Annotated in this window: 20 protein-coding genes; 8 read left to right on the top strand and 12 right to left on the bottom strand. The window is 69.7% G+C overall.

All coding sequences use genetic code 11. The features are described from left to right. Nucleotides 1-2541, top strand: a 2541-nt coding sequence (locus tag A5711_RS05545) for a cation-translocating P-type ATPase (RefSeq protein ID WP_156744793.1), incomplete at its 5' end; no start/stop codon positions are given. A 16-nt stretch (nt 2542-2557) separates the two neighbouring features. Here A5711_RS05545 and A5711_RS05540 read toward each other — a convergent pair. Together A5711_RS05540 and A5711_RS05535 are read right to left on the bottom strand one after the other, a co-directional pair. Next, nucleotides 2558-4135, bottom strand: a complete 1578-nt coding sequence (locus A5711_RS05540; protein WP_067944635.1) for an AMP-binding protein — start codon at nt 4133-4135, stop codon at nt 2558-2560. Next, nucleotides 4132-5022, bottom strand: a complete 891-nt coding sequence (locus tag A5711_RS05535) for an SDR family NAD(P)-dependent oxidoreductase (RefSeq protein ID WP_067944641.1) — start codon at nt 5020-5022, stop codon at nt 4132-4134. Before A5711_RS05535 ends, A5711_RS05540 begins: the two co-directional genes overlap by 4 nt. Nucleotides 5023-5311: 289 nt before the next feature. On the opposite strand from A5711_RS05535, the gene A5711_RS05530 reads away from it, so the two are divergent. Then, a complete protein-coding gene (locus A5711_RS05530; RefSeq protein ID WP_067944634.1) occupies nt 5312-6052 on the top strand; it encodes a cutinase family protein in 741 nt (246 codons plus the stop codon). A gap of 44 nt (nt 6053-6096) precedes the next feature. Here the strand turns inward: A5711_RS05530 and A5711_RS05525 are convergent, their stop codons facing one another. Together A5711_RS05525 and A5711_RS05520 are read right to left on the bottom strand one after the other, a co-directional pair. Then, nucleotides 6097-7467, bottom strand: coding sequence for an aldehyde dehydrogenase family protein (locus A5711_RS05525; protein ID WP_067944640.1), 1371 nt, complete (start codon nt 7465-7467; stop codon nt 6097-6099). A gap of 35 nt (nt 7468-7502) precedes the next feature. Then, nucleotides 7503-8597, bottom strand: a complete 1095-nt coding sequence (locus A5711_RS05520; RefSeq protein ID WP_067944633.1) for an AMP-binding protein — start codon at nt 8595-8597, stop codon at nt 7503-7505. Nucleotides 8598-8816: 219 nt separating this feature from the next. Here A5711_RS05520 and A5711_RS05515 point away from each other — a divergent pair, with 219 nt between their 5' ends. Beyond that, complete coding sequence (locus A5711_RS05515; RefSeq protein WP_231987420.1) at nt 8817-9257, top strand: SRPBCC family protein; 441 nt, start codon at nt 8817-8819, stop codon at nt 9255-9257. 30 nt (nt 9258-9287) lie between these two features. On the opposite strand, the gene A5711_RS05510 is transcribed toward A5711_RS05515, so the two are convergent. Continuing rightward, nucleotides 9288-10250 (bottom strand): oxygenase MpaB family protein, encoded by a 963-nt coding sequence (locus A5711_RS05510; protein WP_067944632.1) that lies wholly within the window; start codon nt 10248-10250, stop codon nt 9288-9290. Between the two features lie 105 nt (nt 10251-10355). Here A5711_RS05510 and A5711_RS05505 point away from each other — a divergent pair, with 105 nt between their 5' ends. The 3 genes from A5711_RS05505 (at nt 10356) to A5711_RS05495 (ending at nt 13197) form a co-directional block, all read left to right on the top strand. After that, complete coding sequence (locus A5711_RS05505) at nt 10356-10955, top strand: TetR/AcrR family transcriptional regulator (RefSeq protein ID WP_067944631.1); 600 nt, start codon at nt 10356-10358, stop codon at nt 10953-10955. A 40-nt stretch (nt 10956-10995) separates the two neighbouring features. Continuing rightward, nucleotides 10996-12372: an adenylate/guanylate cyclase domain-containing protein gene (locus A5711_RS05500; RefSeq protein WP_067944630.1), complete on the top strand. Its 1377-nt coding sequence runs from the start codon at nt 10996-10998 to the stop codon at nt 12370-12372. Nucleotides 12373-12450: 78 nt separating this feature from the next. After that, on the top strand, nt 12451-13197 hold the full coding sequence (locus A5711_RS05495; RefSeq protein ID WP_067944629.1) for a methyltransferase domain-containing protein: 747 nt from the start codon (nt 12451-12453) through the stop codon (nt 13195-13197). An 18-nt stretch (nt 13198-13215) separates the two neighbouring features. Here A5711_RS05495 and A5711_RS05490 read toward each other — a convergent pair whose 3' ends face one another. Next, a complete protein-coding gene (locus A5711_RS05490; protein WP_067944628.1) occupies nt 13216-13674 on the bottom strand; it encodes an SRPBCC family protein in 459 nt (152 codons plus the stop codon). Between the two features lie 239 nt (nt 13675-13913). Continuing rightward, nucleotides 13914-14609: an SDR family oxidoreductase gene (locus A5711_RS05485; protein ID WP_067944638.1), complete on the bottom strand. Its 696-nt coding sequence runs from the start codon at nt 14607-14609 to the stop codon at nt 13914-13916. Between the two features lie 84 nt (nt 14610-14693). On the opposite strand from A5711_RS05485, the gene A5711_RS05480 reads away from it, so the two are divergent. After that, nucleotides 14694-15299: a CGNR zinc finger domain-containing protein gene (locus A5711_RS05480; protein ID WP_231987419.1), complete on the top strand. Its 606-nt coding sequence runs from the start codon at nt 14694-14696 to the stop codon at nt 15297-15299. Here A5711_RS05480 and A5711_RS05475 read toward each other — a convergent pair. Both A5711_RS05475 and A5711_RS05470 read right to left on the bottom strand, forming a co-directional pair. After that, nucleotides 15279-15878 (bottom strand): bifunctional 2-polyprenyl-6-hydroxyphenol methylase/3-demethylubiquinol 3-O-methyltransferase UbiG, encoded by a 600-nt coding sequence (locus A5711_RS05475; protein ID WP_067944636.1) that lies wholly within the window; start codon nt 15876-15878, stop codon nt 15279-15281. The genes A5711_RS05480 and A5711_RS05475 overlap by 21 nt on opposite strands. A 305-nt stretch (nt 15879-16183) precedes the next feature. Then, nucleotides 16184-17035 carry an SDR family oxidoreductase gene (locus A5711_RS05470; RefSeq protein WP_067944627.1) on the bottom strand — a complete coding sequence of 284 codons (852 nt, stop codon included), beginning with the start codon at nt 17033-17035 and terminating at the stop codon, nt 16184-16186. Between the two features lie 41 nt (nt 17036-17076). On the opposite strand from A5711_RS05470, the gene A5711_RS05465 reads away from it, so the two are divergent. After that, nucleotides 17077-17691 (top strand): PaaI family thioesterase, encoded by a 615-nt coding sequence (locus tag A5711_RS05465; protein WP_067944626.1) that lies wholly within the window; start codon nt 17077-17079, stop codon nt 17689-17691. A gap of 2 nt (nt 17692-17693) precedes the next feature. Here A5711_RS05465 and A5711_RS05460 read toward each other — a convergent pair whose 3' ends face one another. The 3 genes from A5711_RS05460 to A5711_RS05450 form a co-directional block, all read right to left on the bottom strand. Next, nucleotides 17694-18458, bottom strand: a complete 765-nt coding sequence (locus tag A5711_RS05460; protein WP_067944625.1) for a DUF2127 domain-containing protein — start codon at nt 18456-18458, stop codon at nt 17694-17696. 55 nt (nt 18459-18513) lie between these two features. Next, on the bottom strand, nt 18514-19902 hold the full coding sequence (locus A5711_RS05455) for an MmgE/PrpD family protein (protein ID WP_082975655.1): 1389 nt from the start codon (nt 19900-19902) through the stop codon (nt 18514-18516). A 111-nt stretch (nt 19903-20013) separates the two neighbouring features. Continuing rightward, nucleotides 20014-20888 (bottom strand): LysR family transcriptional regulator (locus tag A5711_RS05450; protein WP_067944623.1); only part of this gene is annotated, 875 nt, incomplete at its 5' end.

Below are 20888 nucleotides of genomic sequence, written 5' to 3'. Positions count from 1 at the left end.
CTGCTGACCGCGACGCGGGCCGAGTTGTCGGATCCGCTGACGCCGATCCTGGCCGTGGGGGCGGCGGCCTCGGCGATCGTCGGCAGCAGCGTCGACGCGCTGCTGGTGGCGGGCGTGATGACCGCCAACGCCGTCGCCGGCGGGGTGCAGCGGTTGCGGGCCGAGGCCGCCGTCGCCGAGCTGTTCGCCGAGCAGGATCAATACGCGCGGCGCGTGGTGCTCCCCGCGGTGGCCACGGCGCACCGCCGGCTGGAGGCGGCCCGCACCGTCGAACGCACGGTCTCGGTGAACGCGAAGTCGCTGCGGCCCGGCGACATCATCGACCTGGCCGCCCCCGAGGTGGTCCCGGCGGACGCCCGCCTGCTGGTCGCCGAGGACCTCGAAGTCGACGAATCCTTCCTCACCGGCGAGTCGCTGCCGGTGGACAAGCAGGTCGAGCCCGTCGCCGTCGCCGACTCCGATCGCGCCAGCATGCTGTTCGAGGGCAGCACGATCGTCGCCGGGCACGCCCGCGCGATCGTCGTCGCGACGGGTGCGGGCACCGCCGCCCAGCGCGCGATCTCGGCGATCGCCGACGTCGAGTCCGCGGCCGGGGTGCAGGCCCGGTTGCGCGAGCTGACCAGCAAGGTTCTGCCGCTGACCCTGGCCGGCGGCGCGACGGTGACCGCGTTGGCGCTGCTGCATCAGGGAACGTTGCGTCAGGCGGTAGCCGATGGGGTGGCCATCGCCGTGGCCGCCGTCCCCGAGGGCCTGCCGTTGGTGGCCACCCTGGCCCAGCTGGCCGCCGCCCAGCGGTTGTCGCGGCGCGGGGTGCTGGTCCGCACCCCGCGGGCGGTCGAAGCGCTGGGCCGGGTCGAGACGGTGTGTTTCGACAAGACCGGCACGCTCACCGAGAACCGCCTGCGCGTCGTCCGCGGCGTCCCGCACGGGGCCGGCGTGGACGCTCCGTTCCCCGACGTCACCGACCCGGCGTCGGCCGCGGTGGTGCGGGCCGCCGCGCGCAGCAGCACGCAGCCCCACAACGGCGGCGGCCACGCGCACGCGACCGACGAGGCGATCCTCACAGCGGCGAATTCCATTGACTCCCAATGGGACTCGGGCTGGACCGTGCTCGCCGATGTACCGTTCGAATCCAGCCGCGGTTACTCCGCCGCGATCGGCACGTCGGCCGGAAACGGCGGGCCGATGCTCATGGTCAAAGGCGCGCCGGAAGAAGTGTTTCCGCGCTGCCGCTTCGCCGATGCGGACGCCGACCTCGACCGCGCGGAGTCGTTGGTGCTGCGCCTTGCCGAGCAGGGCCTGCGGGTGCTGGCGGTCGCCCAGCGCACGTGGGAGCACGGGACCGGCGAGGAGGACACCGACGCCGATGCCGTCGACGCCGCCGCGCACGACCTCGAGTTGATCGGCTACGTCGGATTGGCGGACACCGCGCGGGCGTCGGCGCGGCCGCTGATCGAGGCGCTCGTGGAAGCCGGCCGGCGGGTGGTGCTGATCACCGGCGACCACCCGGTGACCGCGCGGGCGATCGCCCGGCAACTGGGTCTGCCGGCGGACGCGCGCGAGATGACCGGCGCCGAACTCGTCGCGTTCGGTGAGGAGGATCGCGCCAAGGTCGCCGCCGACGTCCAGGTCTTCGCCCGCGTCAGCCCGGAGCAGAAGGTGCAGATCGTCGCGGCGCTGCAGGACAGCGGGCAGGCGGTCGCGATGGTCGGCGATGGGGCCAACGACGCGGCCGCGATCCGGATGGCCGATGTGGGCATCGGTGTGAGCGGTCGCGGCTCGTCCGCAGCGCGCGGGGCGGCCGACATCGTGCTGACCGACAACGATCTGGGCGTGCTGCTCGACGCGCTGGTCGAGGGGCGCGGGATGTGGGGTGGCGTCCGCGACGCGGTGGGCATCCTGGTCGGCGGCAACGTCGGCGAGGTGCTGTTCACCCTCATCGGCACCGCCCTGGGCACCGGCCGGGCCCCGGTGGGCACCCGCCAGCTGCTGCTGGTGAACCTGCTCACCGACATGTTCCCCGCCCTTGCGGTCGCCGTCACCCCACAGTTCTCCGAGCCCGAGGAGGACGAGGAGGGGGTCGACCGCGACGCCGAGGAATTACACCGCGCGTTCCAGTTGGCGACGCTGTCCGGGCCTCCGCCCTCCCTCGACGCGCCGCTGATGCGGCAGATCGTCACGCGGGGCGCCATCACGGCCGCGGGCGCGACCGCGGCCTGGGCCATCGGTCGCTGGACACCGGGCACCGAACGCCGCACGTCGACGATGGGACTCACCGCGCTGGTGACCACGCAGCTCGCGCAGACCCTGCTGACGCGCCGCCACAGCCCGCTGGTGCTGGGCACGGCGCTGGGGAGCGCGGGTGTGCTGGTCGCCATCGTCCAAACCCCCGGCGTCAGCCACTTCTTCGGTTGCACCCCGCTGGGCCCGGTCGCCTGGACCGGCGTCATCAGCGCCACCGCGGGCGCCACCGTCGTCTCGGTGCTGGCGCCGAACTGGCTGGCCAAGCAGGTCGCCGCCCTGGAACCCAAGCAGCAGTAGGGCTTTCGCCGCGCGCCTAGCCGGACAGCTCCCTGCGCACGACCTTGCCCGCCGGATTGCGGGGGATGCTGGTGACGATGTTGATGTCCCGGGGCTGCTCGAATCGCGAGACTTTGCCCTTGAGGTACTCCCGCAACGTCGTTTCATCGGCGTCAGTGTCGGGGTTCAGGACCACGAACGCGGCCAATCGATGACCGAACTTTTCGTCGGGGACGCCGATGACCGCGTTGTCGGCGATCGCCGGGTGCTGAGCGAGGGCGTTCTCGACCGCGCGCGGATAGACGTTCTCCCCGCCGGAGATGATCATGTCGTCCTCGCGGCCGACGATGTACAGCCGGCCGGCATTGTCGAGGTAGCCCATGTCGCCGGTGCTGGTCATGCCGTCGACGACGGCCTTGGCGCCTGGCTTGTCGCCACCGCCGGTATACCCCTCGCTGGCCAGCTCGCCGCCCACGAAAATGCGGCCGGTGACGCGCGCACCGACGGGCTTGCCGTTCTTGTCGAGGATGCGCACCGGGCAGCCGGCGACCGGTTTCCCGACGGTCTCGGGCGCTTCGCGCAACTCCGCGGGAGTTGCGAGCGCGCCGATGCCGACCTCGGTGGAGCCATAGCCGTTGTAGAGGATGTCGCCGTAGGCGTCCATGAACCGCTGCCCCAAAGTGGGGTCGAGCCGGTCCCCGCTCGACATCACGACCCGCAGGTAGGGCACGGGGTTGCGGGCCCGCACCCGCTCGGGCAGGGCGAGGATGCGCGCGAGCACAACCGGCACCGCCGTGAACGCGTCGGCGCGATGCAGCGACGCCTGCGCGAGCGCGGCTTCGGCGTCGAAGTGGCGGTGGGTTAGCACCGTGCCGCCCAGGGCCACGGTGAGCATCAGCATGCCCAGCCCCAGCCCGTGAAACATGGGCATCGCCACCGAGATTCGCGACCCGGTGCGCAGGCCGGTGCGATCGAGGATCGTTACCCACACGCCCACCGCGGAACGCAGCTGCGGTGAGCGCGGCACCCCCTTGGGCGTGCCGGTGGTGCCCGACGTCAGCAGAATGATCCGGCCCGGCTTGGCCACGTCGGGCCGCGGCTCACCCTCCTCGGCGACGATCGTGGCCGGATCGATCACCACGACCGATCCGTCGGCGGCCAGGGCGCGCTCGCCGAATTCGGCGTCGGCGACCATCGCGGTGATCCGATGACCGCTCATCGCGGAGGCCAGGGCGTCGCTGCGGAAGTCCGTATTGACCAGGACCACGTCGGCGCCCACCAGGGCGGCGCCGAAGACCCCGGCGATGAAGCCGCGGCCGTTGCGGCACATGATGCCCACCGCGTCGCCGGGTCCGGCACCCTCACGGGACAACCGGCGTGCCAGCGCTTCGGTCGCCGACTGCAGCTGCCGGTAATCCCAGACGCCGTCGTCGTCGACGATCGCGGCCCGGTTGGGCCATCGAGTCGCGGTCACCGCCAGCAGGGTGTACGGGTTGGTGCCGCCCCGGCGCGCCTCCCGGATCAGCCGCAGGGCCGCCGGCGGCGACGGTGGAGCGAGCAGTCGGGACCGCAGCAGCGCCCGCGCCGCGGTGCCGACCACGCCCTCGTTGCTCATCGCCGGGCCTCCTCGTCGCCGGAATCCGAGAAGAACCGCCGGTACCACAGCCGGGCCGCGCGTTCGGCCGGCCCCGCCAACAGCACCGAGGCCAACTCGGCCGGCAACACCCACGGCGGCTCGTTGCTGCGGGGCCGCTCGATGATCGCCTTGGCGATCGCGTCGGCGGCCTGGTCGGCCGACAAGCCGGGGAGCCGGCCCAGGATGGGCGTGGGTTCGATCATCCGGGTCCGGACCAGGGCGAAGTACACGGTGGTGACCTCTACACCGTCGGCGTGCAGTTCCGGGGCCACGCTGCGCAGCCACCGGTCGAAAGCGCCCTTCGACGCCTGGTAAGCGCCCCACTGCGGCCCCGGCACGACGCGCACGCCGACACTGGAGACGTTCACGATGTGCCCGCGCCCGCTTTCACGCATGGCCGGCAGGAGTCCCAGCAGCAGCCGGATGGGCCCGAGATAGTTGATGTCGATGGTGCGTTGAAAATCGTGCGGCCGGTCGTACTGCTGATGCAGCGAGCGGCGCAACGACTTGCCGGCGTTGCTGACCAGGATGTCGATCGCACCGTGCTGCTCGGTGATCTCCTTGGTCAGCGCGCTGACAGCCGCCTCGTCGGTGAGGTCGGTCGGGTATGCCGTCGCCCGACCGCCTGCGGCGTTGATCGACGCCGCCAGGTCGCCGAGCCGTTCCTCGGACCGGGCGACCACCAGCACGGTGGCGCCCGCGGCGGCCAGGCTACGGGCGGTCGCCTCGCCGATGCCGTAGGAGGCGCCGGTGACCAGCACGGTCTTGCCGGCGACGGCGCGGCGCAGCTTGTCGGGATCCGACACTCGCGCCGGATTGGCCACGTGGTCCGTGACCTTGTTCAGGGCCTGCACTATTACGTTCAACTTTGCCGCCGCATTCACTTCGCGCGTCGAGCACCGGCGGATGGCTTCACCGGGCGCCCGAGTCGTCATAGTTAGCAGACCACATCGCGATGCGGGCCCGTGCCCCGCCCCGACGTTGGCGCTCCCGTCGAGCCGGCGCCTGATCACCGGCCGCCGCGGTGCCGGATCGGGCGCGCGCGCAAGCCATCTCGGCCCCGCAAACCGCGGGGGAACCGCGGTTGTGTGAATTCGCAGTAATTTCCATGCTTTCACCCGTTTAGGCGGGGGAACGACTGGGCACAATTGCGGCATGATCGCACGTCAAATAGCCCGTTTAGTAGGTCCAGCAGTAGTTGCAGCATCCGGCCTCGGCGCGTCGGCGCTCGCTGGTTCTGTCATCCCCTCCGCCGCCGCCCAGTGTCCGGACGTGCAAGTGGTGTTTGCCCGCGGCACCGGCGAAGCCCCCGGCGTCGGCCCCACCGGACAGGCCTTCGTCGACTCCCTGCACTCGCGCATCGGCGCCAAGTCCTTCGACGTCTACCCGGTCAACTACCCCGCCAGCGACCAATGGGACACCGGCATCGACGGCATCAGAGACGCCGCGGCCCATGTCAATTCGATGGCCCACGACTGCCCCAACACCAAGATGGTGCTCGGCGGCTACTCCCAAGGCGCGGCCGTGATGGGCTTCGTCACCTCACCCTCGGTCCCCGACGGCGTCGACCCCAACACCGTGCCCAAGCCCCTGGACCCCGCGGTGGCCAGCCACGTGTCCTCGGTCGTGCTCTTCGGCATGCCCAACGTGCGCGCGATGAACTTCCTCGGCGAACCCCCCGTCGTCATCGGCCCCGCGTATCAGGACAAGACCATCAAAGTCTGCGCCACCGAAGACCCGGTCTGCTCCGACGGCATGAACTTCGCCGCCCACAACACCTACGCCGACGACGGCGCCATGATCGACAAGGGCGTCGCCTTCGCCTCCAGCCACCTCGACGCGGGGACCGCTGGAGCCTCGACCGTCGCGAGCGGCAGGGGCGGCTTCGGAAGCTGAGCGTCGCTTAGTTGAGGTCGCCGCTCGGCGGATGAGCCGGCGCGTCAGCGAGGGTCCCGGAGGAAGCCCTTGTTGCGCATCAGGGCGTCCGCCAGGAACCCGTCGTGCGGGATGCCGGGCGCCGCGTGCCACGTCGGATGGGGGCCGGCATACACGTTGGCGATCGTCGGTTCGGCGAGCAGCTCGTCGATCAGCCGCTCGTCATCGGTCATCGCGGTGACCACCAACGAGTGCCGCAACGGTTCCACGCCCGCGCCGGGCGACCATGGCGAAACCCACACGCAGGGAAAGGGCAGCTCAACGTTGAGGGTGTCCGCGACGGGCGCGGGCAGCAGGTGCACGGCGGGGCGCAGCGCCGCGAAGCCGTCGCCGAGATCGGCCACCACCTGGTCGGCACCCAGCAGCGGCGTCGATCCGGCGGCCTTGGCCGCCAGGTAATCCGCCAGCGCCTGGGCGTGATCGAGGCGCTGGGTGGGTAGCAGCGCACGCTCGTCGTCGGTGGGCAGCGGCTCGATCGCCGCCAACCGCTGCGCGATCGCATGCGCCAGCGGGCCGGGGTCACCCTGGCAGAGCACGGCGGTGGTGTTGACGCAAGCCATGCCCCCGAGGTTGGCGATCGAGTCGACGATCACGTCGACGTGGTCGCGCCAATCGTGGTCGGCGGTGATGAGGATCTTGCTGCGCCCCGGGCCGTTCACGATGACCGTCGGGTCGTCGGCGTACTTGTCGACGACCTGCTGGCCGCCGTACACCATGGCGAGGTCGGCCGCGCGGATGATCTCGTCGGCGCCGGCGTGGTCGGTGGGTAGGTAGACGGCGTCCTCGGGACGAAAACCCGCCTGCCGCAAGGCGTGTACCAGCCGGTGCGCGGTCAGCGGCTCGCGACGCGACGGGCGCACCGCGACCCGGTAGCCGAGCGCGAGCGCCTGCGGCCACAGGCCGTGCACGCCTGGACCGTTCCCGGCCGCGTGCACGGCGAAGACCTCCCCGCGCCGCACCCACACCGCGCCACCGCGGTGCGCGGGTTCCTCACGCCAATCGAACGCCGCGCCCACCGGCCGGGCCGGCCGGACCGCGTCGAATGCGCCGCCGACGGCGTCGGCGACGCTGCGCGCCCCGCCGCGGGTCACCGCTATGGGCAACCCCGAAATCCGGCTGGCCAGCCGGACGTACGCCTCGAAGTCCAGGCCGGCGACGACCCCGTCCGCGAAGATGCCGGCGGCCTGCGACAGCGCCGCCGCGCGCCGCTCGACCGGCAGGGGGGCGACTTTGCGTTGCGCGGCCAGGGTGCGCGAAACATACAGCGGCGGCACGAGGCTCAACTCGGCGACCGCGGCGCCGGCGGTGCTGAAGATGACCTCCCGACGGCGGGTACGGTAGTCCCCGTCGGGGCCGAGTGCATCGATCGCCGCCAAATCAGTTGCGGTGTCGGCTTGTTCGCCTGCCATGGTCAGTACACGCCTTCGATGACGGCCTCGCCCTCGAAGGTGGCCACCGGCCGCACCGCACTGACCGAGTCGCTGAGCTCGCCCGCCGGACCGGGCATCCGGACCGCCAGATCGCGCTCGAGGTTGTTCGGGATGAACATGCCCTTGCTGATGTGGTTCATCACCACCTGACCGGTCTGCCCGTAGGGCACCCGTTCTCCAGTGTCGGGATCGATCACCCAGAACACCACGTACGGTGTCCGAGGGTCGAACACGAACGCGTCGCCGTCGGCCGTCCGGGTAACCGCTTGGGATAGCACCATCGTGCTGCCGAAGGCCATGGTGATCGTGGTGTCCGGGAAGATGCCGCGGAGCAGGTCGAGGGTGTCGGCGTCCACATGCGCGCCGCTGAGCAACAGGTAGCGGATCTTGTCATTCACCAGGTCGACCAGCCCGTCGTCCCGGGCGATCGCCTCGAGCAGCGGCGGGGTGGTGTGCAGGTTCGCGACGTTCTGCGTCTCCAGCACGAACACGGCCTGCTCGACGACATGGTCGACGTAGGCGCCGACTTCGGAGGCACCGCCGCGGGCGGCGATCTTCTTGACCCAACGCGGATCGATGTCGATCGCGTGGAAGGCGGCGCCGAGCCGCTCGGAGACCAGCCGCGAGAAGTAGCCCACGCCGTGCGGCCCGCTGGGCATCAGGCACAGGAAACCCCGGCCACGGCGAAACCCGCCGGTGGCGAAATCCTCGGTCTGCCACCGCACCACCTGCGCGACCCAATCCGGCAGTTGCACAGTGCGTTTCGGGGCTCCCGTGGTGCCGCCGGACTCGAATATCTGGGGCACCGGCGGCGGCGTTCCGTAGCCGCGCGGAACGAGATCTTCCACCGGCACGCCGCGCAGTTCGTTGACGAGGTTGGGAAACAGTCGCAGATCGGCGAAGGTGTTGACGTCGGCCATCGGGTCGAAGTCCAGGGTCGCGGCGGTCCGCAACCAGAACGCCGAACCGGTGTCCTCACCGAAGTGCCAGGCGATCGCCGCGCGCAGATAGGCCTCGGGATCCTCGACCGGTTCCGATCTCGGGACGTGCAACAGCGAGAAATCGACATCGGCCATGCCCTCGATCCTGGCCCATCGCCAACCGATCGCCAAGCTCCTCCCGCCGTATTGGCTTACTTCGCATGGAATTTCGGTGCCGTGTACCCCCTGTTCACCTCAAGGGGGTGACGCGGCCTCGATGCGCCCCCGGCCACAGGACTATGTTCTGTGTAGCGAAAGGGGACGGATCATGATGGCGGACAACTGGATACCGGCAGGTCGTATCGGAAGCTGGGCATGCGGATGATCGAGTTCACCCTGACCCGGACCTCCACGGCGCCGATCGAGACCGTGTTCGACACCATGACCGACCACCGCGGAATCGCGGACTACGTCTGGGCCTTCCGGCGCAGCACGCTCGATCGCGAGGGAACCCCCGCCCCAAACGGCGTCGGCGCGATCAGACGCCTGGTGGCCATCGGCCCCCCGTTCGTCGAGGAGATCATCGAGTATGAGCGGCCCACCCGCTACGCGTACAAGATGCTCTCGGGCGCACCGACCCGGGACCACGTCGGCACGGTCCAGCTGCGTGCAGCAGGCGGGGGAACCGAGGTCAGCTGGCATCTACGGTCAACGCTGAAGATCCCCGGTGTTGACTGGCTGATGCTGCCGGTGTTCAAGAAGGTCATCGACGAGCTCCTCAAGGGCGGCATCGCCGCCGCCGAACGCCGCTCCTGAGCACCGAGCGGAAACGGCGCCTCCCGTCGGCTAGCGGGCGTGGTTGTGCAGCCGGCGCGGGTCGATGCCCGAGCGCCGCCACGCGCTGGCCGCCCACGGGGTGTAGATCACCCCGACCGGCAGCCGGTTGATCAGCGGGTTGAGGGCGCGTATCGCGGCGGCGAACCGCTGAAACCGCTTCTCCTTCTTCGCATTCCACTCCAGCTGGCAGACCTCGCGCATCTGCGGCGGCATGGTCCCGACCAACACCAGGCGGGTGTAGGCGTTGAGCGGCGCGGACAACACCTTCCAGACGGGTCGCGGAATCCAGCCCGGGCCCGGGATCCCCTTCCTGATGTAGCCGGTGCCGTACAAGACGGTCTTATGCGGGACGAACCGCTCGAGCATCTCGTCCCAGTAGGCGAGGAACTCGTCGTAGGTCTGCGGCTGGCCGCGGTCGCTGACGCCGTAGAGGCCGTACCACACCTTGCCCTCGTTGAAGATCTGCTCCTTCTCCGCGAAGGACAGCCGGCGGATGAACGTATCGGCGTTGTAGATGACCTGGTCGACGAAGCTGGCGTGCGCCCAGTAGAAGAGCTCCGGATTCAGCGCGTGATACCGCGAGCCGTCACTGATGGTGCCCTTGATCGTCTTGTGGAAGTCCCGGACCTTGCGGCCCCACTGGCGCGGTTCGTCGGAGTAGACGGTCTTCATCAGCGGTGGCGCGGTCCGCTTGGCCCGCCCCAAAGTGTCGCTGAAGACCACCGAGTGGTCGAGCACGCCCTGGGCCAGTTGCTCGATGCAGTTCTCGACCCCGGCGGTGCGCTGGAACCCGAAGAACTGGGTGCGGTTGTCCCCGTAGAACTTCCAGATCAGCGACTCGGGCCCCAGCCGCGTCAGGCCGTCGGCCTCGCCGACCGGCCCGTCGACCGGCATGGGCAACGCTTCCCGAACGCCGGTGTCGAATCGGGATCCGACGGTCGCGGCGGCCAGTTCGTCGTCGTGGGCCGTCATGCTCCCCTCCCCGCTACAGACGTCCTTGCGAATCAATGACACAAACTCGTATCTTTGTGTCAGCCTAGCAACCGCGCGGCCAGATTGCAGTGGGGGTCGTGATCCATGCCGAACCACAGCCTTGGCGGCAATCTCGCAGCGGATTCGCTCACCGACCTGGACCGCACCATCCTGGACACCGCGCGCGCCGTGTTCGAGACCTACGGTGTGCGCCGGGCCAACATCGAGGACATCGCCGCGCGTGCCCGCGTCAGCCGCAGCACGGTCTACCGGCGCTTCCCCACCAAGGACGACCTGTTCGGGCATGTGGTGCGGCGCGAGGCCGAATCGTTCTTCAGCACGCTGGACCGCGCGACCACCGGCTGCGATCCGCAGCAGGCCGTGGTCGAGGCGTTCGCGCTGGGCGTGCGCCTGGTCCACGACTCGCCGCTGTACTCGCGGATCGTGGACAGCGAACCCGAGCTGTTGGGCATGTTCTCCCGCTCGAATGCCTTCCCCATCGGTCAGTTCGCCGACGGGATCGCGCACACCCTGCGCCGGTGCGGGGCCGACATCCCCGAACGCGACCTGATCAACATCGCCGACATCCTGCTTCGCGTCGCCCTGGGCATCATCGTGTTTCCCACCGACCGGCTCGACACGTCGGATCCCGCGGCCGTCCGCGAGTACGCCGCCCGCTATCTGGTGCCGATCATCCGCGGTTGAGCCGTTCCGGCTTGTCGGTGACCTGCACTAGCCTGAATGCGTGGCTGGGAATTCTGCGGCTCCGCGGACCCGGTACGCCAGTTGCGGCGAGATCGACATCGCCTATCAGGTCTTCGGCGATGGCCCGATCGACCTGCTCGTGCTGCCGGGCCCGTTGATTCCCATCGACTGCGTCGACCTCGAGCCGTCGATGTACCGCTTTCATCGCCGGCTCGCATCGTTCTGCCGGGTGATCCGGTTCGACCAGCGCGGCATCGGCCTGTCCTCGCGGGTGCCGTCGCTTGACATGCTCGGCCCGGAGTCCTGGGCGCAGGACGCCATCGCGGTCATGAACGCGGTGGGATGCGAGCGTGCGACCGTCTTCGCCCCGGGCTTCACCTCGTTGGCCGGTGTCGTTCTCGCGGCCGACCATGCCGACCGGGTGAACAGCCTCGTCATTGCCAACGGCGCGGCCCGCACCCTGCGGGGTCCCGACTACCCCATCGGCAGTGACCTCGACGACGCCGATCGCTTCACGACGGTCGGGATGGAGCCGGACGCCGTCGAGCAGGGCTTCGACATGCTGGGCATCATCGCTCCCTCCGCTGCGAACAACGATGCGTTCCGTGCGTGGTGGGACATGGCCGGCAACCGGGCCGCGTCGCCCAGCATGGCCCGCGCGTTCATCAACAAGGTCAGGGAGGGCGACGTCCGCGACCGGCTTCCCCGCGTCGCCGTGCCCACCCTGATCCTGCATCGCGACAACCCCGGCTTCAGTCCCATCGGGCACGCGCACTACCTCGCCGAGCACATCCCCGGGGCGCGCCTCGTCGAGTGCCCGGGCGAGGACACCTTGTACTGGGTCGGCGACACCGCGCCCCTCCTCGACGAGATCGAGGAGTTCATCACCGGCGTGCGCGGCGGCTCCGACGCCGAGCGCCTGCTCACCACGATCGTGTTCACCGACATCGTCGGCTCCACCGAGCGCGCCGCACTGCTCGGCGATCACCGCTGGCGCGATCTGCTGGACAACCACGACACCCTGGTGCGCCACGAGCTGCAGCGGTTCGCCGGGCGCGAAGTCAACACGGCCGGCGACGGATTCGTCGCCACATTCAGCAGCCCGAGCGCCGCGATCGCCTGCGCCGACGCCATCGTCGACGCGGTCCGCGTGCTGGGCATCGAGGTGCGGGTGGGCATTCACGCGGGCGAAGTGGAGGTGCGCGGCAACGACGTCGCCGGTATGGCCGTGCACATCGGCGCGCGGGTGGCGGCACTCGCCGGCGCCAGCGAAGTGCTGGTGTCCTCGACGTTGCGCGACATCGTCACCGGGTCGCGACACCGCTTCGGCGACCGCGGCGAGACCGCGCTCAAGGGCGTGCCGGGCCAGTGGCGGCTGTACTCCCTGGTGCGCGAGCACGCGATCGTCCGGCGGTGAGCAGGCGCGGCTCGGCGTAGGCTGGCCCCTGATCCGAGTTCTGGCGCACAGCTTGGTTTTTCACTCGAAGGAGTACGCATGACTGACGTGCACGTCTCATTGCCTCCCGCGCTGCGGCGAGCGCTGGATCTGCTCACCGATCCGCCGGCGGATCCCGACGTGAGCAAGGGCTATCTCGATCTGCTCGGCAGCGGAGCCGACGAGGGCGACCGCGTCGCGAAAAACACCGGACCGATACAGGCCGCGTGGGCGTCACCGATCGGGTCGATGCTCTACGACAACGCCCAGGCCCTGTCGCGGCGGCTGATCGCCGCCTGGCAGACGCCCCTCGAGTGGCTGAACATTCCGCCGGGCGGCATCGCGCTGGACGTCGGCTCGGGCCCGGGCAACGTCACCGCCTCGCTGGCGCGCGCGGCCGGTCCGGACGGGCTGGCCCTGGGGATCGACATCTCCGAGGCCATGCTCGCCCGCGCCGTCCGCAACGAAGCGGGGCCGCAGGTCGGCTTCATCAAGGCTGACGCGCAACGACTTCCGCTGCGCGACGACACGGTTGACGTCGTCATCTCGACGGCCGTGTTGCAGCTGGTTCCGAATCCGGCGGCGGCCCTCGGCGAGATGGCGCGGGTGCTGCGACCGGGCGGGAGGCTCGCCGTCATGGTCCCCACCGTCGGCCCGGCCGCCCGGCTCTTCCAGAGGCTACCGAACGTGGGGGCGCATGTCTTCGACGACGACGAGATCGCCGACATCCTGGAAGACCACGGGTTCCTCAGCGTGCGGGTGAAGAACCTCGGCACGGTGCAGTGGGTCCGCGGCAAGAACGGCTGAGTCCGGCGCGCTTCGGCCTTAGGAGGGCGTCTGCGCGACCACCGCGAGCCGGTCCATGGACTCGCGCAACATGTCCGGTGTCGTCGCGCGGGCGCGCTCGAGGCGGGTGGCGTCGGTCAGCGCCGTCCAATCGTAGGTGTGCGTCACCGTGGTGAGTTCGGCGTTCACCGGGCTGAGCTCCCAGCGCCAGAGGTGACCGGGCGGCTGTCTCCTGGGTTCGGCTGGGCACCAGGCGATTTTGCTGCCCTCGACGAATTCGACGACGTGGTTCTCCCGCACGGCGCCGTTCGTCAGCGTCGTCTTGAACACGTCACCGACCGCACGCACCCGCTGCCCCGGAGCGGACGAGGCGAGGTTGTCGTTGCCGTCCCAGCTGGGGTGGCGGGAGGGATCGGCGATCAGCTCGAAAATCCGCGCGGCGTTGGCCGCGATGACGCGCGTGGCGCTCACGATGCGTTCTGCTTCCGTGTCGGACATATCGCTATCCAAACACGCGGACGGTCGGCGGGGCACGGTGTGAATGTGACCTTCGGCCGAAGCATCGGGGACCTTCGGCCGTCGAAGCGCCGGCCCGGGGATGCGACCGTGGTGATGCCGGGACAACCCGGTGGTCTGCCCGAAGTGCAGCAAGCCCATTTTTGGGCGAGGCCATCCGCAAGGGCCTGCTTGACCCACCGTCGCAGGACGGGGATCTGCCTTCGGGCAGACCTTCATGCTCACGGCATCCGGGGCAGCGCGTCGACCGGTCCCGATAGCGCCGCCTTGACGTAGCGGGTGTCGTCGTCGGCCAGCACTTCGGTGTCGTCGTTTTCGATGCCGTCGACGATCGCGCGCGCCACCTGGCGCGGGTCGTTCTTGGGGGCGGTGAAGCCCGCGGTCATGTCGGTGTCGGTGAAGCTGAGGTGCGCGGCGACGACCAGGGTGCCCTGCTTCTCGAGTTCTATCCGCAACGAATTCGTCGTCGACCACAACGCCGCCTTGGAGTCTCCGTACCCACCGGAGCCGGGCATCCAGGACAAGATCGAGGCTATGTCGACGAGGGCCCCGCCACCGTTGGCCGCCAGGATGGGCGCGAACGCCTTGGCGACGCGGAGCGCGCCGAAGTAATTCGTCTCGAACACCGCGCGCACTTCCTCGATGTCGCTGTCGAGCAGCGTCCGCGCGCCGAGGACACCCGCGTTGTTGATCACGATGCCGGCATCCGGAGCCGAAACGGCCAGGGCCGCAACCGACTCCGGCTTGGTGACGTCCAACTCGACACCGACCACCCGCGGATCCGTACTCGGTTTGGGCGTCCGCGCCGTGGCGTACACCTTGGCAGCGCCGCGTTGCAACAACTCGTCCACGATGGCCTTGCCGAGCCCGCGCTGTCCGCCGGTGACGACGACCGTCGACCCCTTGATGTTGACCATGATCCGCACTCCTTGACGTAGCTGTATCGATTTTGGTTCTGTCACCGTCGTGCCGGCGACGACATAGTCAAGTATTCTTTACCTATGTCTATTCCATGGCCTGCGTCACAGCGCTACGGCATCATCATCCCGGCACCGGGAGGCCTGGGCCTGGTTCAGGACTTCCTCAACACGAGGGGCATCGACGGGTACGGACCGGACCTGCTCGCCGACCCCGCGCTCGCCGGCGAATGGGTAGCGGACGCGGTGCACGCCTGGTCGGCCGCCCGCGGGACGGACGCGCCGGTGCCCACGTTCGACGACGCGGACCTGGCCAAGCTGCGCGCCTTACGGGCCAGGATCGATTCCCTGGTCGTCGGCGAGGCACCCGGTGGACGAAGTGCCGTCCCCGCAGCTCTCGTGGTCACCGATGCCGGTGAGGTGCGGTTGGAGCCCAGCGGCACGGGCTGGCGCTGGCTCGCCTCGGCGCTGTGGGCCGAGATTCTGCTCAGTCAGCAGGGCGACACCTGGCGGCGCATCAAGCAGTGCCATAACCCGCGCTGCGGGTCGACGTTCTACGACCGCTCCAAAAACAACAGCGGGGTATGGCACGACGTCAAAACGTGCGGCAACGCCGCCAACCTGCGCGCGTCCCGGGCCCGCCGACGCGAACGCGAGCGCGTGACCGGCTCAGCGGTTTCGCCACAGTAGGCGGTACCGGTAGTACAGGCCTCGCCGAATGAGCGCTCCCGGCAGCACGTCCGCGGTTACCCGACGGATCTCGTGCAAACTTTCCCGGGGATCGGCCACGGCAACGCCGATGCCGCGCGTCTCCCGATGCAGTAACGACCCGACGCGCGCCGCCGGTGTGCACAGGGCGGACCATGCCCAGTCGCCGACGGTCTTGTTGGCCGACAAACCGACGACGGCGAGCTCTCCTGCCGGCCTGAGCATTTCGCGCGCCTTGCACAGCGTCTCACGCAGCGGCAGGTGATGCAGGCTCGCCACGAAGGTGATGAGGTCAAACGAATGTGGTTGAGCCTCAAAGGCTTCGAATCGAGCGAGCCGCACCGACACGTTCGTTGCGGACTGCAGTCGATCCTTGGCCCGACGGATCGCGGATGGGTCGGCATCGATGCCGACGACGCTGCGCGACACCGAGGCCAGCCGCTCGGCCAGCAGCCCCTCACCGCACCCCACATCCAGGACATCGCCGGCGTGGCGCGCCGCGAGTTGGACCAGCCAGCCGTGATACGCGGTGTTGTGGTTCCAGTAATTGGGCGCCGTCAGCAGCGCTCGACGCCCCTCTGCATAAGCGTCACGTCGGTGCGTGTCCGGGGTGGCGCGCTTCTGCGCACCGCCTGCCACGCGTCGCAGGCCCGCGCCTTGATGGGCGTCACCATGTCGAAGTTGGCAGGGCTCTGGCTGATCCAGGACGGCAGTGTTGCCACGGTTTCGATCCTTCGTCTGTTCGGCCTGTGCGCCGAATCATTGAATTCCACCGCGCCCGCTTTACGGATGCGCCGCGCCGGGGTGAACGCCACGAAAAGCCGCATTGTGGCGCGACCCACACCCGCCGCAGCGCCCGCCGTTGGTCACACAGTCGGCGGACGTCTGAACCGCCGCAAGTAGCCGGGCAACCCGTGCGCCGGCGGCGCTTTCGGCCAATCGTCGGCACGGAAATAGGCGTCGGTGCCGCCGTCGACGAAAATTACGCTCCCGCAGAGAAATTCGGCGGACTCCGACAGCATGAAGCACATCCAGTCGGCCATGTGCCCCGCCTGGCCGAAGCCACCGAGCGGCACCGGGAAGGACCGCACGGCCTTGGCCTGCCGCGGATTCGCCAGCTGTTCCTGCAGCAACGGCGTCATGATGGCCCCCGGGGCCAGGACATTTACGCGCACCCCAGAGCCCGCCCATTCCGGCAGCACCGCGTGCCGTCGCACCCAGCGGCTGACGGCGATCTTCGACGCCGCGTACATCATCGTCGAGGCCGCCGGACCGAACGGGCGCACCGAGCGCAGCGCCTTGTCGGCGTCATCGGCGAGCAGCGCCTTCACCGTCCGGCGCGGCACGAGCGGAACCGTCGTCGACGAATTGCTCCCCACGACGACCACTTTCGCGCTTTCGGCCGCCGCCAGCGCCGGCCGCCAGGCGACGAGCGGTTCGACGACGCCGAAGTAATTGACCTGGCCGATCTGGCGCAGGCGCTCTCGACCTGGGCTGGGCCCGAGGCCCGCGGCCAGCACGGCACCGTCGAGTTTGCCGTCCGCGGCCGCCAGCACCCCGTCGGCGGCCTGTTCGCGACCGTGCGGGGTGGACAGGTCGGCGACGATATCGGCGCCCCTGATGTCGACGCCGATCACGGTGTGCCCATCGGCCTTGAGCCGCTGCGCGGTCTCGTGGCCCATTCCGGAAGCCGATCCGGTGACCGCATAAGTGCCCATCGCTCCGTTCTTACCAGCCGCCGTCCTGTTAGGTTGCCGGGATGCATGACCAAACGCCCTGCATCGACCTCGGCCGGCTCGAGTCCGTCTACGCGCCGCTGGCCACGTCGATCCGCCGGCTCATCGACGTCAGCATCCGCACTGAAGCGGAACCCGCGGCGGTGGCCGCGGCCCAGGCCAAGATCGACGCGGCCGCAGCCGAATTGGGCGAGGCGGCGCAGCCCGGACCCGTCGGCGTGCATTACCTGCCCGACGGCCAGACCGTCGCGTGGGGCAACGCGGTGGTCGGTGTGCGCAACCCGGTGGCACCGCCGTTGGTGGTCCACCACGAGCCCGACGGCGTGGTTTGGTCGGAATTCACGCTGGGCGCGGCCTACGAGGGACCGCCCGGCCATGTTCACGGCGGCATCTGCGCGCTGGTGCTCGACCATGTGCTCGGGGCGACCGCGCACCGGCCCGGCCGGCCCGCTTACACCGGGACCCTCACCCTGCGCTACCGGCGCCGAACCGAGCTGGAGCGGCCGCTGCGCGTCCAGGCGCATGTCGAGCGCACCGAGGGCGTCAAGACGTTCGCCGTTGGTCACCTGGCCGACGAGCACGGCGTCACCGTCGAGGCGGAAGGAATCTTCATCCACCCCAGGCAGCCACCGGCCTGACGTCAGGCTTTGGCGGCGGCCTCCTCGACATCGAGCAGTTGCTCACCGCGCCGTTCCTCGTCGTAGGCTTCGCGGCCGCCACGCAAGCCGAACAGACGTTTCGAGAACAGCAGGTAGATCACGGCGGCCACGTTGATGGTGAAGGTGACCAGCCGGGTCATCGTGATGCCCTTGGCGAGGTCGTGAATCTCCAGGGGCAAGAACACCGAGGTGGCGATCACCGCGAAGTACTCGCCCCAGCGCTTCAGCAGCCACAGGCCGACGCCTTCGACGACCTCCAGCAGCGCGTAGGCGGCCAGCATCAGCGTCAGCAGGGCCAGGGTGGAGGGCTTGGCGGCCAGCGCCTTTTCCAACTCGTGCACGATCGTCATCTGATCGACCTTGAACCCGGCGGCGCGGAAGATCGGCAGGTCGCGTTCGAGGGTGGCCTGAATCGCGCCCCGTGCACCGCGAAACTTCCACACCGCATACGCGGCGAGCGCGATCACCACCGCCCGGAACAGGCGTTCCACCGCGAGCGTCCGGATAATGATGGCCTGGCGTAACGCCTTGCCGCGCATGATCATTGGCGCGTCCTCGGCCGGACCCCGCCGGTGCGGGTCGCCCACCGTGAATTCCCCGCAGCGCAGGCAACGCCAAACCTCACCCAACCCGGTGCTGCCACTCAGCCGCGCGGCGAGGTCCTCCTCGTCGGGCGCGTAGGTGGCGTGGCCCGCGACCGCACAGGTGACCAGCTCCCACCGATTGCCGCCCTGATCTTTGCGCATGGCCGATCATCGACCGCGGGCAGCGGGCGACGCAAGGGGGCGCGCACGGCGCGCGTCAGAATCGGGACTTGGTGCGTGGCCGTTGGGCGGTCGGGCTCGCCGCACCCAGCAGGCCGGTGAGTTCGGCGACGGGGCTCTCGTCGAGGCGATCCACGGCCGTGACGATCTCGGCGCGCAGCGCTTCGTCACAGAACGGCTCGGCCAGCCAATGAAATTTGTCCACGACGCGTTCCCAGGACATGGGGCGGGTCGGCGACCCCTCGTAATCGGCTTGCTCGCGGTCGAATTCCCGCGCGTCGCGGGTCACCAGGTGCACCCGGGCCGCCGTGCGTCGAGGATAGTCGGCGGTGAGGTCGGCGGCCGGTTTGACGTCGACACGCGTCAACAGGCCCCGCACGTCGGCCCGCGAAACCCGTTCGGGTTCTAGCTGTTCGGGGCCCACCCCGCCGTCGAGGAGTGCCACCGCGCTGAGGTATTTGAGGTTGTAGTCTGCCTGCTCCTTGGTGCGCGGATCGTCCTTGCCGCCGTAGGCTCCCCCGCCAGCGAAGTCGTACGCGCCCTGAAAGACCTCGAGCGTCACCCGTGCGACGTCCTCGCCGCACAGGTTGTTCTCGGCGCGCAGGCCCAGGACCGCGTCGATCACGACCTGCCCGTGGATGAGGGCACAGTACTGCTTGAGGTAGGTCTGTTCGACGCAGGTGAGCCGCCGGTCGGTGGTGGCCAGGTCGATGGGCTGATCGAAGAGCTGCACCAGGCCGTGTGGACCCTCGAACAGCGACCTGGGCCCGGTGACGCCGCGGCCGGCCAGCATGGTCGCGTATACCGCGCGCATGCCGGTGATGGCAGGCGAGATGCCCTTCCAGTTCGAGACCGGCTCGGCGTGCACCGTCGCCAGCGACACATTGTCGGTCGCGGCGGCCGCGATGGCGTTGGCGGTCTGCTCGACGCTGAGACCGAGCAGCTTGGCCGTGCCCGCCGCCACCGACATCGACAGCTGCAACGCGTGATTGAGACCCCGGGCCATGACCGGCACCTGGGAGCTGAATCGGCACTGAACCTCGTAGGCGACCGCCAGTGCCAGCAGGAAGTCCGCCCCGCTGGCTCCCGTGTGCTCGGCCACGGCCAGGACGGCGCCCAAGTTGTCGGCGGGATGACACAGCCCCCCGACCGTCAGATAGGTGTCCAGCAGGTCGGGGTAGCGCACCAGCACCGCGTTGAAGAACGCGGCCTGGTCCACCGACGCGCGTCCGCCGCCCACCAAAGTCGCGGTGGGCACTCCGCTGAACTGGTCGGTGTGTTCGCGAATCGACGCGACGAGCTTCCCGTCCAGGGAACCGACGGCGCACGCGACGCTGTCGAGCACATTGCGTTTCATCAGCGCGCGCGGACGCTCGGCCAGATCGGCCCACTCGGCGCCGACGACGAATTCGGCCAGGTCATCCACAACGTAGTTCTCTGCCATGCCTTTTCGCCTTCCGGGCTGCTTACTTTCACTGAAGCCCAGCGCCGGCCCGCCGTCCAGGACCGTTCTCCTACCAGTGCTCGGTGAGACTTCTCACCGCAGGTGGGGGTCGTCGGCCGGCGCCCACCACGGGCCGGCGGGAGGGGCCGGCCAATCGCGGGTACGGGCCACGGCCAGCAGCGCTTCCACGGCGCCGCGCACGCTGGCGCGGTCGTCGTCGCGGCGGTGCAGCAGCGACCACGTCCACAGCGGCACCGGTTCGGCGACGGGACGCTGACCCAGGCTGGGCGGGAGCGCCGCGGTGTGGCGCTTGGGCGACGCGAGCACCGGCCCGCCGACCCTGCGCACGTGCGCGTAGAACGCGTCGCCGGCGATGCCGCCGTCGTCGATGGGGACGACGCGGGCACCGGTGTGGGCGGCGAACTCCTTGGCGTACCGGTTCCACGACGACCACGCCGACTCGTCCGCGTCGATCAGCACGCTTACCCGTTGCGCGGCAACGGGTTTCGCCGAACTCATGCCGGGCATGACCGCGTGCAGCGGCTCAATCCGCAGCAGATGCGCCGTCAGGCCGCGCTCCTCGACCTGGCCGGCGGTGACCCATGCCAGCGCGATGTCGAGGGTGCCCTCTGCCACGCGGTCGGCCTGCGCGTGCGACGGCAGCACCCATTCGTCGAGGCGCACATCCGCCGCCGGTCCTAGCATCGTGGTGATGCCCTCCGGCAGCCAGCTGACGTAACCCAGGCGCACCGGCGTGCTGCGCGCGGCGGCCTGCCGCAGCCGGTGCTTGGCATCGTCGGCCAGAGAAAGGATTCGGCGCGCATCCGGAAGGAAGGTCCGTCCGGCCTCGGTCAGCCGAACGCTCCGCCGGTCCCGCACGAACAGCTCGGCGCCCAGCTCGCGCTCCAGCGAGATGATCTGCTGCGACAGGGCCGGTCCGGAGATGTGCACGCGTTGCGCGGCGCGGC

Source organism: Mycobacterium sp. E2238, from assembly GCF_001672665.1.
GTDB lineage: Bacteria > Actinomycetota > Actinomycetes > Mycobacteriales > Mycobacteriaceae > Mycobacterium.
Note: the sequence above shows the minus strand (reverse complement) of the source record. Positions and strands in the feature narration are given on the sequence as shown.